8 protein-coding genes are annotated in these 16020 nt (G+C 55.7%); all 8 read right to left on the reverse strand.

The features are described 5' to 3' along the window. Positions 1 to 245 precede the first annotated feature (245 nt). The 8 genes from R3I13_RS01575 to R3I13_RS01610 all read right to left on the reverse strand — a co-directional run bounded on the left by R3I13_RS01575 (position 246) and on the right by R3I13_RS01610 (position 16020). Positions 246 to 2552 (reverse strand): GH92 family glycosyl hydrolase, encoded by a 2307-nt coding sequence (locus R3I13_RS01575; RefSeq protein ID WP_346316156.1) that lies wholly within the window; start codon positions 2550 to 2552, stop codon positions 246 to 248. A gap of 4 nt (positions 2553 to 2556) precedes the next feature. Beyond that, positions 2557 to 3933 carry an SGNH/GDSL hydrolase family protein gene (locus tag R3I13_RS01580; protein WP_346316157.1) on the reverse strand — a complete coding sequence of 459 codons (1377 nt, stop codon included), beginning with the start codon at positions 3931 to 3933 and terminating at the stop codon, positions 2557 to 2559. A gap of 403 nt (positions 3934 to 4336) precedes the next feature. After that, complete coding sequence (locus R3I13_RS01585; protein ID WP_346316158.1) at positions 4337 to 6826, reverse strand: glycoside hydrolase family 38 C-terminal domain-containing protein; 2490 nt, start codon at positions 6824 to 6826, stop codon at positions 4337 to 4339. A 7-nt stretch (positions 6827 to 6833) separates the two neighbouring features. Further along, complete coding sequence (locus tag R3I13_RS01590; protein ID WP_346316159.1) at positions 6834 to 8318, reverse strand: RagB/SusD family nutrient uptake outer membrane protein; 1485 nt, start codon at positions 8316 to 8318, stop codon at positions 6834 to 6836. Positions 8319 to 8636: 318 nt separating this feature from the next. After that, entirely contained in the window at positions 8637 to 11969 is a 3333-nt protein-coding gene (locus R3I13_RS01595; protein ID WP_346316160.1) for a TonB-dependent receptor, read from the reverse strand. Between the two features lie 39 nt (positions 11970 to 12008). Beyond that, positions 12009 to 12989: a FecR domain-containing protein gene (locus R3I13_RS01600; protein ID WP_346316161.1), complete on the reverse strand. Its 981-nt coding sequence runs from the start codon at positions 12987 to 12989 to the stop codon at positions 12009 to 12011. 77 nt (positions 12990 to 13066) lie between these two features. After that, positions 13067 to 13663: an RNA polymerase sigma-70 factor gene (locus R3I13_RS01605; RefSeq protein ID WP_346316162.1), complete on the reverse strand. Its 597-nt coding sequence runs from the start codon at positions 13661 to 13663 to the stop codon at positions 13067 to 13069. Positions 13664 to 13746: 83 nt separating this feature from the next. Continuing rightward, positions 13747 to 16020, reverse strand: a complete 2274-nt coding sequence (locus R3I13_RS01610; protein WP_346316163.1) for a GH92 family glycosyl hydrolase — start codon at positions 16018 to 16020, stop codon at positions 13747 to 13749.

Consider the following 16020-nt stretch of genomic DNA (forward strand, 5'->3'; position numbering starts at 1 on the left):
AAAGCAAAGTCCGTCATTGCCCCAAAAACCCGTCATTGCGAGGAGCAGCAGGAGATTTTGCGCGGGGCGCGACGAAGCAATCTCCAAACACTGGGTGTATCAATCCAACGTAAGAGATTGCTTCGTCGCCCCTCCCGCTTTGGCTCTGCGGCTCCTCGCAATGACGGGTTTTTCTAACGCATGACGTCCCTTTTCCCGCAATGACGATCTTTTTTAGCAACGACGGGCTTTTGCCTGTATCATGATCAATTAATCCCCCAACTCTTATTAGGCTCATCCCCCATTTCCAGCAGCAGCGTGCCTCCAGCGGCAATGCTGGCATGGTCGATGTAGCTGTGATGGTAGGGCTTGCCGTTCAGCCAGGCGCGGCGGATGTAGCGGTTGGCGGGGGAATTGTTGCGGGTGCTCACGTTGAAGCGTTTGCCTTTGGCATAGGCGGGATCGAGGGCGATGGTGATGGTGTCGAACACGGGACTGGTGATCTCGTAGCGGGGGCTGCCGGGGCATACCGGGTGCAGGCCGCTGGCGGCGAGCACGTACCAGGCAGACATCTGGCCCACATCCTCATTGCCTACCAATCCTTCCACGGAGTTTCGGTAAGCCCGCGCGCAGATCTCCCGCGTCCATCGCTGGGTAAGCCAGGGAGCGCCTAGGCGGTTGAACAGGAAAGGAACGTGGTGAACAGGCTCGTTGGCGTGGTTGTAAAAGTCATTCCACATCATGTTTTCCGGCACTTTGTCGAAGAAGCCCGTCAGGTCGGCGAGCACTTTTTCCCGCCCGCCCATGAGGGCCACCATGCCGGGTACATCGTGCGGTACGAACCAGCCTTGCTGGTAGGGGCTGCTTTCGATGGTGCCGTATCCCTGGCGCATGCGGCCTTCTTCCGGCCATGGCTGCCAGCTGCCGTCGTCGTTGCGCGGGCGGAACCAGGCTTTGGCGGTATCGAATACGTTCCGGTAATTGCCTCCGCGCGACAGGTAGGTCTTTTCATCTTCCCGCTTCCCGAGGGCGCCGGCCAGTTTGCCCAGGCACCAGTCGAAGTAGGCGTATTCCAGCGTGAGCGATACGCCCAGGCCGCCGGTGGAGTAACCTTTGCTGCCGTTGCCGAATTTCTCCACGGAATTTTTAGCGAAGGCATAGGCCTTTTGCACATCGAAGCCGCGTATGCCTTTCAGCCAGGCGTCCGCGATTACAGAAACGGCGGGATTGCCGATCATGCAGCCGCTGTAGGCATTCAGGAACTCCCAGCGTTCGAGATAGTGTTTGCCGCTTTCGTCCGCCAGCGTCACCAGCGAATTGATCATATCGTTTACCACCCGCGGGTTGATGATAGTCTGCAACGGCATCTGGCTGCGGAACACGTCCCAGCCGCTGAAAATGGTTCGTTTGCTGAAATCCTTTACTACATGGACTTTCCCGTCGCCACCGATGTATTTCCTGTCTACATCCGAAAAAGTGCGCGGGTCTATCATGGTGTGATAAAGGGCGGTGTAGAATACGGTTTTCTCTTCTTCAGTTCCACCGGAAACGGTCATCTTCCCAAGCGCTTTGTTCCACAGATCGGTGGCGCGCTGGCGCACGAGATCAAAGTTCCAGTCTTTTATTTCCGCTTCCAGGTTGGCTTTGGCGCCTTCGATGCTGACGAAGGAAATACCTGCTTTCATCAGCACTGCCTCGCCGGCAGTGGTCTCAAATTCGGTGTAGAAGCCGGTATGTTTGCCGGCTTTTTCTTTGACGCCCGGTAATACTGCGGCTTTGGCGATCTGTTGCTGATAACGCGCGCTTTCGATGTCTTCGCGCTTGCGCGTCCATCCCTCCGGGATGTCTGCACTCCACACGCCGTATCGGGAAAGCGGTTTGCTGAACTGTGCGTAGAAATAAACGGTGTAATTGCCTTTGCCGTCGCCATTGCCCCAGCCGCCGCCATCGGGCGTGCACTGCATATACCCGGCAATCGTATGATCGTCTATCACCTTCACTTCCTGCCAGGTGGAAGTGCCGCCCACCCTGCGTGCCAGGTCTACCTGGATGCGCGATTGCCGGTGCGCGGGAAAAGTAAACCGCATGATGCCGCTGTGCGGCGCGGCGGTCATTTCAGCTTTGATGCCGTGCTCTGTGAGCTGTACGCTGTAATATCCGGCGGCGGCTTTTTCGTCTTGCTTCGAATAAGCAGAGCGGTAACCTTCTTCCGGGTGCTGCTGGCTGCCCGCGGAAGTCTGCAAAGGGCCGGTGGCCGGCATCACCAGGAAATTCCCAAGGTCGCCATACCAGCCGATACCGCTCATTTGCGTAAAAGCAAATCCCTCAATGGTCTTGTGCTCATAACTGTAACCGGAGCCATTGTCGCCGCCGGTAATGGTATTGGGACTGAGCTGCACCATGCCGAAGGGGGTAGCGGCGCCGGGGAATGTTTTACCGAGGCCATGGTAAATGCCGGCCGCACCTTCGCTGGTACTGGCGCCGATAAAGGGATTCACGTAAGCAGCGGGTCCCTGCGCGGTGGCGGAAAGGGAAAGCGTGGCGAGGAAAAATATCGTAGCAGTGGTTTTCACGTCTTTAAATTTTTACGATCTCTATTGTATGAAGAACAGGTTTATTCAGGGTATAGATCAGGCCGATGATCGTGTCGATCTCCTGTTGCCAGGCCGCCCGTAATTCTTTATACATGGCCGTTTCATAGTTTTCTTCGTGGTAGCGCAGCATACCGTCTGTTTTGGCATACCTGCGAACGCTGTCCAGCGCGGCGGCATTGTCCTGCAGGCGCATATTCCGCTTGTCGAAGAAATTTCCCTGCACCCAGTAATAACGGCGCAGGCGGGCTTCCACTTCAGCGCGGCGGAGATTGAGCTGCATGATGGAAGTGGCTTGTTTGTATTGCGGCGTTTCCTGCACGGTGGCCAGGTTGATGCCTTCAGCCAATGCGGCCGCATCCCATTTGCCCACGGAATGGCCGTCTACCAGCAGGTTGTATTTACCGGCCTGCAAGCCTTGTACCTGCAGCATTTCGCGGTTAAAGTCCTCTGTAAAAGGTATCCATTGCAGCGCGTCCGATTGTTTCTGGTTGTTGCCCCACATGCGCGCAACGGTATCGACCGGGAAAGGCAGCGATTGGGCGAGGTAACCGAAGCTCACTTTAGCAGCGGAAGCGGAAAGGTTGCTGATCTTGCAATTCACCGCCTGCTGCAATTTACCCTCAGCGGCATTGATACGCACGTCCGCCACGGGCTTGCCATCCAGGCCCTGGCTTTTCAGGAACAGCGAGGCCATCACCAAATGACCCGCAGGGCCCGGGTGAACCCGGTCGGGGCCTATCAGGGTAAAGGCTGAATCTTTCTGTTGCAGCTGTACATTCAGCGCCGTCATCGGGCGGAAGAGGTCCGCAAAAGGCCAGCTGTTGCGCTTCGCGGCCGCTTCCTGGAACTTCACCACTTCCAGCATGGCTTTATGTTTGCCACGAAATACATTGCCGCCAATCTTCGCGGTTTCGTCATACGGCGGCGATGACATCAGTATTTTCTGAACTGCCGGCATTTTGAGCAGACGTTGTTCGATCAGCACATAATTTTTCCGGGAAGCTTCTATTCGCTCAGCGGCGGTCTTATCCGCATCGCTGTTGTTGAATTCGAAATAACCCGTGTCGTTCATGCCGAAGGTCAGCACCAGCACATTCGGTTTTTTGGCGAGAATGTCATAATCCAGCCGCCTGTAAATGTCGGACGCTTTGTCGCCGCCGATGCCGCCGTTCAGGATAACGAGCTTCCTGCCGGGAAAATGGGTCATGTAATAGAGATAGATGTACGACACATACGCGCCGGCTTCGGTGATGCTGTTGCCGACAAATATCACGCGGTCGTTCTGCTGGAAAGGCTTTACCTGCGCCTGTGCGCACAGGGATGCAAGGCTTAGCCCGAAGGAATAGAATAACTTCTTCATATCGTGTTTTTAGTAGTTTAAATGATCATTCATTTTTTATACCGGTATAGGAAAAATGCCCGTCGTTGCGGAGCAATCGTCATTGCGAGGAGCTGCAGGGAAATTCTGTACAGCGGGAAGCGAATCCACAAAGATCGTCATTGCGAGGAGCTGCATGGAATTCTGTGCAGCGGGAAGCGCGACGAAGCAATCTCTTCCTGGGATTGGGACATCTCCGTTCAACGCAAGAGATTGCTTCGTCGCCCCTCCCGCTTTGGCACTGCTGCTTCTCGCAATGACGACTTCCTTTGCTTTATTGCTCACCTACTGAGGCTTTGCTGGTTCTTTCAATGACGACTTTCCGTGCGTCCTTACTTTTCCCGCTTTAGCCTCGCTGATTATAGCAATGACGGCTTTTCCCGGTCTATATTGTTACATTTTTAAGCCGGATGGTGCGGATACCGAACCGTGGCATGAATAAGCGGATGACCGTTTTACCGGAAGCCTGCCGGGTTTGGAGGGTTTCCAATACCTGGCCGTCCAGCCGTTCCAATACAGCCTTCCCGGCTTTGCCATTGAAATATATTTCCTGTGTATGATGATCTCCGGAGGGATTGTAGAGCCTTACCAGGAGATCGTTTCCGTCCATCACAAGAGCTGGTATCTGCCAGCGTTCATCCTGCAGCTGAAACAGGGAGAAATCATTTCCGCCGGTGGAAGGCGCCACGGTAAGCGGTTCGCACCATTTCGTTTCCTCATTGGCAATGCCGCCTGCGTCCCACTTTCCATTGTGCGGCACGATGGCGTATTTCACTTCAGTGGGTCCGTCAATGTCGTAATTCCTTCCCCACAGCGCTCTCCCGGCGTATTGCAGCGTGAGGCCCAGCGGATGGCCTTTGCCATGCACATAGCTGGTAGTGTGGTCGGAAAGCAGGGCAAGACCGGCATTTCCGCCGGTTACATCCACCCAGTGGAGAATGACGTTGTTCTTGATGCTGTCCCAGCTGTTGAAGAATGTATTGTCAAGGCGGCTTTCTGTTACATCATATGGCGCGTCTTTGCTGAGTTGTTGCTGTGGCAGGTTGAGGGGAAACAGTACCTGCAATTTGAAACTGTCGTTATAGAATGCTTTGCGGTAGGCTTCCGCGCGGTAATGCTCTGCCTGCGAATAAGCCCCGATACCAGGATTACCCTGCCAATCGATCTTCACCTGCATATCTATCCGGCGCTGGCCATGTGTAAGCGTTACCAGCTGCGTGAAGGGATGCCCGGCGATAAACCCTTTGATCTCAACCACCACACGCGCTTTATTATCTTCCGCGATACGCACTGCGGCAGCGGTATCCATGCTGGAACGCCAGGCGGATTCATTGTAAAAATATCCTCTCAGCTCATTGAAACCACGGGCATTTTTTGCGTCCACCATTTCTTTCCTTCCCATCCTTTTGGCCACCAGGCTGGTGATCACGCCGCCCCTGGCAGGATCGATCTCTATTTGATAAAGGTCTGTCTCTAACCGGTAGCGGCCGTTGAACAGGCGGGCTGCAGGTTTTGCAGGCGCTTCAACTGCCGCTGTTTCCCGGACACGGTAAACGCTGAAACCCATGGCAGGTACGCGGGCTTTGAACATCATCGTGCCGTCTGCCTGTAAGCATGCAGCCACCTGTTTCCCGTTAGCATCCATCACTTTCATCATGTTTTTATGATGCGGCAATACGACCCATTCCTCGCGGGGAAGCGCGGTGGTATTCAATACGCGCACATATTTTTCCGCACGGCCGCCATCCTGTTGCAGGATGCTGTCGCTCACCGCCAGTGTCTTATCCGTCCAGCGTTTTACCTTATCTATCCAGGTATCGCCTTTGCGGCCATTGTAGGGAACAATCCAGCAGTCGTGATGCTGGGCCAGCAGCAAAGATTTCCAGGCCGTGTCCAGCGCTTGCTGAGGCCATGCTGAACCATCGTACAACGTGCTGATGGCCGCATATTTTTCCGTCGCAGCCAGTTTGTTTTCCGCAGCCCTCACCTGCTGCGCAATGCGCTGCAATACCTGCGCTCCCCATACAAGACTCACCTGGATATCTTCCTGGCTCAGCTTCCAAACTTTCGCATTTTGTTTATCCGCAATACGCCCGATATAATTCCGCCAGGTTTCATAACGCGCTTTTTCCTTCAGCCATGGCCCGTTCCGCCAGCCCGCGTCTTGCAGGCACATGCCAACGGGATTTTTGATACCCGCCGCCAGCGCGGTTTGAATGTACTCACGGCCATTGTTCCACGCCGTCGTCTGCCAGGTGGAATTCGCTTCCAAGGCTTCAGAACTGTAGCGCGGCACGGTGAGCAGCCGGCTGCCGTCAGGGCCCTGCCATTGCACCAGCTCGCCGCCAAAAGCCCGCGTATAGCCGCCCCAGCAGGTGTTGGGATTTTTCAGCGAAGCGTATTTGAATCCAAAAGAAAGCAGCACCTGCGGCAGCGCGCCCGTAAAACAAGGCTCTTCGCTGGAATAAGTGGTAAATACGGCTTCGGGGAAATGTTCCCTTACTTTCCGCATACCATAGCTGAACTGCCTGATCATGCTTTCGCCGGAGCCGGTGTAGAGATAGCTCTGCCCATACGCAGGACTGACATATTCAATGCGCCCTGCGTCCGACTGGTCGGCAATCAGTTTTTTAAATTCAGCGTAAGCCTCCGGCTCCCGTACTTTCACCACATCCCAGGTTTCCGGTTCAATTTCAAGATTGATCTTCCAGTAAGGATGGGCCTTCAGCTGGCTGGTCATAAACTGCGTGTACCATGTGGGGTAATGCCCGTATACGCCGCCATGGTAGCCGTCGATAAAGTAATGCTCCTGGGCAAAAGATTCCTGTGCCGCAACGGTGAGCAACACCGCCAGGCAAAAACGTTTTAGTTTCATGTTATTGTTAAAGCGCCAAGTCCGGGTTTTTCTGAACTTCAGCTAATGGTAATGGAAATTGAAGGTCGCTGTCCTGGAATGCCCGCAGGTGGTTAGGCGCTTTGTAGCCTGACAGGGGCGTCATCACGCCGCGCTCCACATCAAAGGCCTTTCGCGTGCGCAGCATATCGTACCAGGCCTGGAATTCAAAACAAAGCTCCCAGTGTCTTTCTTTCAGTATCGCGTCTGTGGCCAGGCTGACAGGTTTTGCTTCCGCAGGGAAGGCCCGGCGGCGCACCGCATAATACGCGTCGATAGCCGTTGCATCGGAGGTAAGGCCGCCGTCGATCATGCTCTTCGCTTCGGCACACAACAGCAGCACGTCCGCGTAACGGATCAATGGAAAGTTGGCGCCTGAGCGGCCCGATTTTTCTGCTTCATCGTCCCAGAACTTAAAAATGTAAGGCGCGGGAAAAAAGATCGTTTCAGCGGGATTGCCATAGCGCGGATACCTCGTATAAAAAAACGCCCGCTCCTGCTTACGGCCATCACCGTTCCCGTATGAATCATAAAATGCCTGCACCGGCGCCATTGCCCCGCCGTAAGCGGGTTGTATGGAAATGGGCTGGTCCGGGTAAGGCAGGTACGCGCCGTGTATGTTGCTCGCTGCCACAGTGGGGTGGCGCTGCAACATAAAGATGTGCTCCCGCGTGTTTTGCAGCGCGGGGTTGCGCAGGTCGCCGTATTGTTCGAACAAAGAGAACTGGCCGCTGGCGATCACTTCCTTTGCTTTGTCGTATGCCTTCTGGTAATAAGGCGCCCCCTTCTGCAAAGGATACCCGGCCATGGTGATGTAAACCTTTGCCAGTAAAGATTTCACCGCGCCCAGGCTCACGCGGCCGCTGGGGTCCGCCCAGGGCAGGCCGCTGTCTTCCGCTGCAGCCAGGTCTTTGAGTATCTGTTCATACACCACCTCTTTCGGCGAACGGCGGATTCTCACATCGTTCAAATCCTTTGTGGTGGTTAGCTTCAGCGGAACGTCCCCAAAAAGCCGTACCGCCTGGAAATAATACCATGCCCGCAGGAAATACGCCTGGCCGAGGTAACGCCGTTTGGTTGCTTCGTCTACCAGCGTCGTCGCGCTTACGTGTTCGATCACGCTGTTGCAGTTCTCCACCGGGTAATACGTCGCATTCCACCAGCCCTGCAGCCGGGAGTTCGCATCATCAAGCCTGTCCAGCCGGAGGAACTGGTCGTCCTCAAACCCTGATGGCCGTGGCCTGCGGCTGTAGCCGGTGATGTATTCCAATGAATACACCGGGCTCACGGATATGCCGAGGTTCGCGGTGAAAGGAAGACCGAGCCCTTCGTACGTACCGTTCACCGCGGCTTTCACCTGTTCGGGCGTTTTGTAGTAGTGCTGCAGGTTCAGCGAGCCGGAAGGTTCTTCTTCCAGGAATTTGTTGCAGGATGCAACAGCCGCCAATAGCAGCAACATCACTATTCTTTTCATCGTCAGACCGGTTTATATCGATATAAAAAAGCATTACTCCGTCATTGCAAGAAGCAGCAGAAAATTCTGTGCAGTGGGAAGCGAATCCAAAAAGATCGTCATTGCGAGGAGCTGCAGGGAAATTCTGTGCAGCGGGAAGCGCGACGAAGCAATCTCTTCCTGGGATTGGGACATCTCCGTTCAACGCAAGAGATTGCTTCGTCGCCCCTCCCGCTTTGGCGCTGCTGCTTCTCGCAATGACGACTTCCTTTGCTTTATTGCCCACCTACTGTGGCACAGCTCCCACACAACCCCCGCTCCTCAATGACAGGCTTTATTTCAAAACGTAACATTCAATGTGAACGCCAGCGTTTTCGCTTTCGGGTATTGATACACATCCACGCCCTGGTTGAAATCGCCGTCGAACGACGATGCTTCCGGGTCGTAGCCTTTGTATTTGGTGAACAGGAAATAATTTTCCAGGTTGAGGCTGAACATGGCCGACTTCAGGCGGTACCGCTTCAGCCAGCTCTCGCGCAGGCGGTAGCCGAGGGCGATGTTGCGCACGCGCAGGAACGTTCCTTTTTCTATGTTGTAGCTGTCCATCTCACTGTCGAACCCATCGGCCGGCAGGCGCAAAGCGGCGCCCATCACTCCCTGCCGCTGCGGCGTCCAGGCGTTCAGCAGGCTGGAGTAACTGTTCGTTGAAGGCGCGGCGTTTTCCATGATCAGCCGGGTGAAATTGGCGAGGCTGTGGCCGTAGATCGCCTGCAGATCCACCGCCAATGAAAAATTCCGGTACGTCACGGTATTGGCCATGCTGGCCTCGAAATCGGGCATGCCGTTGCCCAGCACTGTCCTGTCGTTCGCGTCTTTCACCTTGTTGTTGTTCAGGTCGGCGTATTTCAGGTCGCCCGGCTTTTTGCCGAACACGGCTGCTTCCGCCGCTTCGTCAGTACCCCAGGTGCCCAGCCGGAGATAACCATAGAATTCATTCAGCGGGCGGCCTTCCATGATGCGGCCTCCCCAGGGATACATGATGTCGCCGTTCAGCTCCAGCACACGGGAGCGGTTCATGGACCAGATCAGCGAAGTGTTCCATGAAAAGTGCCCGCGGCGGATATTGCTTGTTACCAGCGACAACTCTATGCCCCTGTTGCGGATGGAGCCGATGTTGTCATACACGCCTTCGTACCCCGTGGTAGCCGGCAGCAGCTTGTAATACAGCAGGTCTTTCGTGACGCGGTTATACGCATCGCCGGTGAACTGCACCCGGCCTTCGAACAGCGACGCGTCGATGCCGATGTTCAGCTGGTGCGCCTTTTCCCATTTCAGGTTGCGGTTGCCCAGCGCTTCCAGCGTGGTAGAGGGTTCCAGCTGGCCGTCGAACACGGTCTGGCCGCTGCGTATCCTGTCCTGCGTTACATAATCCCCGATGTCTGCATTGCCGACGATGCCGTAGCTGCCGCGCAACTTCAGGTCCGTAATGTTGCGGATGCCGCGCATAAAGGGCTCCGACGAAAGGCGCCAGGCGGCGGAGAAGCTGGGAAAGTACCCGTACCGGTTGTTGGCGCCGAAGCGGGAAGAACCGTCAGCACGGAAAGAAAAACCGAACAGGTAGCGGCTGTCGTAATCATAATGAAAACGCATGTAGTACGAATTCATCGCCGTGTTGCTGTTCCCTGATTTCGGCCGCTGCGGCACCAGGCCGGTTTGCAGGCTGTTGTAAGAAAAGAAATCATCGAAGAATCCTTCGCTGCCCGCCTGGGTGCTCATGTTCGCGAAATAGTACCAGCTGGCGCCCGCCACGCCGGTCACTTTATGTTTACCGAACTGGTCGTTCCAGGTCAGGTAGTCTTCGGAGGTCCAGGAGCCGGAATTGCCGTGGGTGCGGGTGGCCACGCCCTGCTGCGTATCAGAATACCCGCGGATGTCGCGGCCGGAATAATACAGGTTGTAGCTGGCGCCCGTTTGCCCGCTGAGGCCCGCGGTAAAGTGCAGCTTATCGCTGAAACGGACGGTGGCCAGCAGGTTGCCCATCGTGTAAGTGCGGCCCGCTACGGATTTCACTTCGCGCATCAGCCTCACCGGGTTCTCTGAATCTTCCGCGCCGGGGTAATCGCCTTTCCGCGAATAAGTGCCATCCGCATACTGCACCGGCAGGAACGGCAGGAACTCGTAAACCTGCCGCACAGCGTTCAGGCCGAATGTATTGATGTCTACATTATTCTGTTTGAACGCGCCGCTATTGATCACCGCCTGCACATGCAGCCATTTTTTCGCATCCCAGCCCAGGTTGATAAAACCGTTCACCTGCCGGGAATAACTGTTGATGAGGATGCCCTGCTGATCGTTGTAAGAAAGGTTCACCAGCGCCGTGATCCCATCCTTGCCGGCAGAGAGCGACAACGAATGTTCGTGCGACACGGCGGTGCGGCTTGCTTCGTCTTGCCAGTCTGTATTGTATTTCGGCGTTCCATCTGCGTTGAACAATTCATCTTTCCGCGGGAACTGCTTCGCCGGGTCGAGGTGCGGCGCGGTGCGGCCGGGCAGGTATTCGTATTCGCGCCTGAACATTTCCAGCGCTTCGTTTGCGTCCATCAGCTTCACTTTCCGCGCAAGGGAACCGAAGCTCAGCGTGTTGCGGAACGAAACGGCCGGGCTGCCTTTTGTCCCTTTTTTGGTGGTGATCACGATCACGCCGTTGGAACCCCTTGAACCGTAAATTGCCGAGGCAGCGGCATCTTTCAGCACGTCTACCGCGGCAACTATGTTGGGATCAATGTTCATCGGGTCTGCCCCGACAATTCCGTCGATCACGTATAATGGTCCGTTGTATGCATTGATGGAGCCCGTGCCCCGGATCTTTACGATAGGATTCCCGCCTGGCTTGCCTGAGTTCATCATCACGCTTACCCCGGCTACTTTGCCCGCCAGCCCCTGCATCACGTTCATGGTGGTGGCGCGTTCTTTCAGCTCTTCCCCTTTCACGGCGCCTACGGCGGTGGTGAGATTTTCTTTGCTGGAAGTGCCATAGCCGATCACCACCACTTCTTTGAGGGACGAATGTTTCGGCAGCAGCGCGATGTACAGCAGGTCCGCCTGTTCCACCGGCACCTCCTGTTCCCAGAAGCCGAGCAGGCTGAAGCGGAGCGTGTCTCCCGGGCCCGCGCGGATGCTGAATGCACCGGCCTGGTCTGTTGCAACGCGCACCGGCGAACCTTTTACGGTTATGTTCGCGCCCGCCAGGGGATTGCCTTTGGTATCGGTCACCCTGCCCGCCAGCGTTGGCCCTGCAACCGCATCGGGAGGCGGGGCCTCTTTCCGGGTGATGAGGATGTTCCTTCCCCGCAATTCATATTGCAATCCGGAAGGCAGCAGTTTCAATACCTGTTCAACGGAAATATTCTTTTTTGAAACCGTTACCTTACCGCTGCCGGTTATTTCAGAAGGATTATATACAAACCTGAACCGCGTGGCCGCTTCTACCTGCTCGAAGACCTTATCGAGCGTTTGATTGGTGACCTGTATGGTGACCATCGTTCGCCGCAATTCTTCGCTGGTGCCGGGTTGCGCGGATGCGCGCGGGATGCAGAGGCAATACAATGCCAGCGCCAGGCAGGCGAGCCACCCGGGCCTGATGTGCAGGCGCTCCGCTCTTACTTCATTCATAACTTGAAATTATCTCTCCACACGGACCATATCCGGTTTTTATTTATTTGGTTGACCGTCGTATACAAGGTACTCTTCTTTTCCCGGCTCCTGGCGGTAGCTGAAGCCGTAGATATCGCACAACATATCCAGCACGTCTTTCAAAGGCACATTTTCGTCGAACCGGGCGGTGAGCAGCGCATTGGCAATATGTTCGCCGGCAAAGCGGATGCGCACGTTGTAGCGGCGTTCCAGCTTTTGCGCAATGTCGCTGAACATGGCTTTTTTGAACACCAGCTGCCCCTGCCGCCAGGCGCTGAAATCCGCCGCCGTAATCTCGCCTGTTTCTATTTTGTTGGCCGCCGCATGGTATACGGCCTGCTGGTTGGCGGCAAGTGTAGCGCGGGCCGCCTTGTCGCTGCCTACCGCCACTTTGCCGCCGGCCACGGTTACCGTCACCGTTTTCCCGGGCGTATAGGCATCTATGTTGAAGCTGGTGCCGAGCACCCGCACGTCCAGCTTGCCGGCGTGCACCAGGAAGGCTTTGCCTTGCTGCGGCGCTACTTCAAAATATCCTTCGCCTTCCAGCCAGACCTCTCGGCCCTGCTGTTCGGCATAACGTATCTTACTGTCGAAGTTCAGCCAAACCATTGTGCCGTCTGGCAGCGCAATCTTTTTGATGCTGCTCCTGCCTGTTTGTTCAGACAGCGTTACCGCCGCTGTTTCCGGCTGTACCGCGCGCTCACGGATGAAATAAATCCCGCCCAAGGCCAGCAGCACTGCCACGCCGGCGGCGGCCCACCAGTAACGGAAGGCGGGTTTGATCACCCGCATACCCGGCCCAGCCTTTTCGATTTCCCGGCTCACGCGCAGGAATAGCAATTGTTCCAGGGCAGCTACCTGTTCCGCATTCAGCTGTTCGGTAAGCCCCCTGTCCCGGTCGAAAGACTGGTACCAATCGTCTACCTCCCGGATCTCAGCCGCGGTGGCGGCTCCATCCAGGTATTTATTCAATAGTTCTTTTAACCGGGTATTGTTCATCTTAATAGTCTCTCTAACATTAGACACCTGAAAAACGGCCTACCGCCACTGCATCCCAAAAATAAGTTTGCGTTCCTTCACCATCCCAGCAAAACGGCCAGGAACCAGAATACGGTAAAGTTGTATTCTTTCAGGCGCGAACGCAGGATCTTGAGCGCCTTCACCATATGTTTTTCCACGGTGCTTACGGAAATGCCCAGCTGCTCGGCAATATGCTGGTACGATAAATGTTCGCGCCGGCTCAGGTAAAATACTTCCCGGCATTTTTCCGGCATGCTGGCGCAGGATTCGTCTATCTGCTGCTGCAGTTCCTTCAGCTGCAGGCTGCTTACGGCATCCGCCTGGTAAGGCTCGCCGCCTTTCAGCATGTGCTGCTGGTAGGTATTGCGCACCAGTTCGGAACGCACCGTGTTCAGCACTTTATTTTTCAAGGAAATATGCAGGTAGTTGCGCAGCGAATTGTTGAGGCTGATCGTTTCCCGCTTCAGGTAGAGGTTTACCAGCAGGCCCTGCACCAGCTCCATCGCGGTTTCCTGCGCTTTCACGCGCCGGTAGGCGGCATCGAGCAGCTCCTGCCAGAAACGTTTGTAGATCTCCTCAAACGCCTCTTTATGCCCCTGCTTCACCAGCAGGAACACCTCCTCATCGGTATACGTGGAAAAATCTTTACGCATGGCGGGAATTCGAACTGACAGCTAATTTAAACGTTTTAGCATTATTTTTCAGCGCCGGTCCGAAATAATCATTTCCCGCCAAATCAGGGCCTGCTCAGGGAAAAAGGCTTGTCCGCCTCCGCGATGCCCCTGCCCGTGGCCGGCTGATTGCCCATTTCAAGCTGCAATACGCCGCCATTCACGATATCCGCATGCCGCAGCCAGTTGTGCGGCCAGGGCTGGCCGTTGAGGGTGGCGGATTGGATATACACGTTTTCCGGGCTGTTGTTGCGGGCTTCCACCACGAATTTCTTCCCGTTTTCCATGGTGACCGTCACTTTCGGGAACAGCGGGCTGCCGATCACATACTGGTCTGTTCCCGGGCAGACGCTGTAAAATCCCAGCGCGCTCATCACGTACCACGACGACATCTGGCCCTGGTCTTCATCGCCCGGGTAGCCGTTTTCCGTGGCATCATAGAGCCGGGCCATTACGTTCCGCGCATGCGCCTGCGCTTTCCAGGGCTGGCCGGCGTAGTTGTAGAGGTAGATCATGTGCTGAACGGGCTGGTTGCCATGGGCGTACTGCCCCATGTTGGCATTCACCATTTCCGTCATTTCATGGATCGTTTGTTTATAATGGCCCACGTTTACTTTGCTGGGTGAACTGAAAACTGCATCCAGCTTTTCAATAAAGCGGGCGTTGCCACCCATGAGACTGATGAGCCCCTGCGTGTCGTGAAAGACGGACCATTGCCAATGCCAGGCATTGCCTTCCGTGTAAGGGCCGCCCCATTCATAGGGATCGAAATTTTCCAGCCACTCCCCATCCAGCCTGCGGCCGCGCATGAAACCTGTGATGCTGTCGTACTGGTTTTTGTAATTGTACATGCTGCGGCTGAAGATGTACTGGTAGAATTTGTTACCGGTCATTTTCGCCAGCTGGTAGCCGCAGAAGTCGTCGTAGGCATACTCCAGCGTTTGCGAGGTGCTGCCGTGCGATTCGGGGAAACTTACATAACCGAGCTGGTAATACTCCTTCCAGCCCGCGCGGCCATTGGCGCCGCCCCAGGGGCCTTTGTTCATCGCCTCGTGGAAATATGCGTCCAGCGCCTGTTTGGGATCGAAGGTGCGGATGCCTTTCACCCAGGCGTCCGCCAGCAGCGAAATGGCATGATTGCCCAGCATGCCCCCGGTTTCACCGGGAAAGGACCAGGCCGGGAACCAGCCGCATTGCTGTTGTGCATCCAGCAGGGCCTGCATGTAGCGGCCCTCCATGGTGGGGTGCAGGATGGTATTGAGCGGGAACTGCGCGCGGAAGGTATCCCAGAAACCGTTGTCCGTATACATGTAGCCGTTGTGCACTTTGCCGTCGTAAGGACTATAATAATAAGGCTCTCCTTTGCTGTTGTATTCAAAGAACTGGTGGGAAAACAGGTTGGCCCTGAAGAGGCAGGAATAGAACGTCGCTTTATCTTTCTCCGTGCCGCCTTCCACCCGCACACGGCTAAAAAGCGCCTGCCAGGCCTTGTTTGCCGCCGCGCGTGCCTGTTCAAACTTCGGGAAGCCGCCCAGCTCCCGCTGCCAGGTCACTTCCGCCTGCTCCGGGCTGATGTAGGAAGAAGCGACCCTCACCTGCACCTTCGCGCCGCTGCGGAAGCGGATGAACGCGCCGGCGCCCTTGCCTTCGGCAGACAGGTTCCCCTCGGATACCTGGTTGTTCACATTTTCCCAGGTGCCGCTGGCTTCGAAAGGCTGGTCGAACACCATCACGAAATAATTCCTGAAATCTTTCGGGATGAAGCGCCCATTGGTGACATAGCCGGTTATTTTCCGCTCCGCGGGAAATATCTTCACGCCGCTCAGCGCATTGTAGCCATCCAGCACAATGTAGGCCGGGCTTTTGGCGGGAAAGGAAAAACGCAGGTGCACGCCTCTTTCGGTCGGAGAGATTTCCGTGGTCACCTTGTTCTTGAAGGTCACCTTATAATAATCAGGCCGCGCCACTTCGTCTGCATGACTGAATTCCGCCGCCCGCTGGTCTTCATTCACTTTCAATTCCCCGGAAACCGGCATCAGGCTGAAAACGGCGTAGTCGCCCACCCAGGGGCTGCACTGGTGCGTCTGCTGGAAGCCGCGGATGGTATTGGCTTTGTATTGGTACTTCCAGCCATCGCCGTTCTTCCCAGTCTGGGCAGACCAGGCATGCATGCCGAAAGGCAGGGCCGTGGAAGGATGCGTATTTCCGTGACTGAGTGAGAATTCAGAATTGGTGCCCTGCAGGGTGTTGGCGTAGGCTACGGGATCTTTTTGCTGCGCAGGCGTTGCGAAGGAAATGCCGCAGAGCAGGGTGGTGATAAACAGACGTGGTAATTGCAT

This window comes from Chitinophaga sp. YIM B06452 (assembly GCF_039655965.1).
Lineage (GTDB): Bacteria > Bacteroidota > Bacteroidia > Chitinophagales > Chitinophagaceae > Chitinophaga.

Bases quoted from the DNA above. Each gene is read 5' to 3' on its own strand.
- R3I13_RS01580 (WP_346316157.1), bottom strand. From the start codon at position 3,933: ATGAAGAAGTTATTCTATTCCTTCGGGCTAAGCCTTGCATCCCTGTGC.
- R3I13_RS01585 (WP_346316158.1), bottom strand. From the start codon at position 6,826: ATGAAACTAAAACGTTTTTGCCTGGCGGTGTTGCTCACCGTTGCGGCA.
- R3I13_RS01590 (WP_346316159.1), bottom strand. From the start codon at position 8,318: ATGAAAAGAATAGTGATGTTGCTGCTATTGGCGGCTGTTGCATCCTGC.
- R3I13_RS01595 (WP_346316160.1), bottom strand. From the start codon at position 11,969: ATGAATGAAGTAAGAGCGGAGCGCCTGCACATCAGGCCCGGGTGGCTC.
- R3I13_RS01600 (WP_346316161.1), bottom strand. From the start codon at position 12,989: ATGAACAATACCCGGTTAAAAGAACTATTGAATAAATACCTGGATGGA.
- R3I13_RS01605 (WP_346316162.1), bottom strand. From the start codon at position 13,663: ATGCGTAAAGATTTTTCCACGTATACCGATGAGGAGGTGTTCCTGCTG.
- R3I13_RS01610 (WP_346316163.1), bottom strand. From the start codon at position 16,020: ATGCAATTACCACGTCTGTTTATCACCACCCTGCTCTGCGGCATTTCC.